The sequence below is a fragment of the Bradyrhizobium sp. SZCCHNPS1003 genome (genome assembly GCF_032381555.1).
In the GTDB taxonomy this organism is placed as follows: Bacteria; Pseudomonadota; Alphaproteobacteria; order Rhizobiales; family Xanthobacteraceae; genus Bradyrhizobium.
On the sequence record NZ_JAUHIU010000053.1, the window covers coordinates 1 to 1,040 of the forward strand.

Annotated in this window: 1 protein-coding gene; it reads left to right on the forward strand. The window is 58.8% G+C overall.

What is annotated here, in order from left to right; genetic code table 11:
- Positions 1 to 84: 84 nt before the first annotated feature.
- Positions 85 to 1,040 (forward strand): IS481 family transposase (locus tag QX126_RS33530; RefSeq protein ID WP_315786903.1); only part of this gene is annotated, 956 nt, incomplete at its 3' end.

Consider the following 1,040-nt stretch of genomic DNA (forward strand, 5'->3'; position numbering starts at 1 on the left):
CTGTGGTCTTCCAGGAGGTTGTCCATCCGGTCTGAACCGAGGAAGCTGAGGTTGCGAAGCTTCAGTGTTCCAAGGAGAGACCAGATGGACGTCCACAAGAATGCGCCTATGACACCGAAAGGTCGAGAGGCGATGGTGCGGAGTGTCGTTGAGGGTGGGCTGAGCTATGCTGAAGCTGCTTACCAGTACAATACGACGCCGAAGACCGTAGCCAAATGGGTGAAGCGGTTCCGCGAGGAAGGTGTCGAGGGATTGCTCGATCGCTCCTCCAGACCGCACTCATCGCCAGGCCAAACCACTGCTGCCACATGTACCGCTATCGAGGCTTTGCGCCGTCAGCGCCACACGGGCAAGCAGATTGCGGCTGAGGTTAAGGTGTCGCCGGCCACGGTCAGCCGCGTTCTGCGACGACTGGGGTTGAGCCGAATCCGTGATCTGGAGCCGATCGAACCCGTGCGTCGCTATGAGCACGCTGCGCCGGGCGAGATGATCCATATCGATATCAAAAAGCTCGGCCGTTTCGCGCAAAGCGGCCATCGCGTCACCGGCAATCGGAACGGCTATAGTCATTGTCGCGGACTTGGCTGGGAGTACATGCATGTCTGCATCGATGACCACTCCCGTGTCGCCTTTTCACAGCTCAAGCCTGATCAGACCGCCGAGAGTGCTGTTGCGTTTCTCAAGGCCGCTGTCGCTCACTACAAGAGCTTGGGCGTTACCGTCACCCGCGTCATGACCGACAACGGTGGCTGCTATATCGGCTTCGATTTCGATAAGGCCTGCCGCGATATTGGTCTCAAGCATATCCGCACCAAGCCCTACACGCCCAGAACCAATGGCAAGGCTGAGCGCTTTATCCAGACAGCGCTCCGGGAGTGGGCCTATGCACACACCTATCCCACTTCCGATCAGCGCGCCGCGCAACTGCCCATCTGGCTGCACCAGTATAATTGGCACCGGCCTCACGGCGGCATAAACTCCCAGCCGCCTATCAGCAGACTCGGTTTAACCGAGGACAACCTCCTGAGGCTCCACAGCTA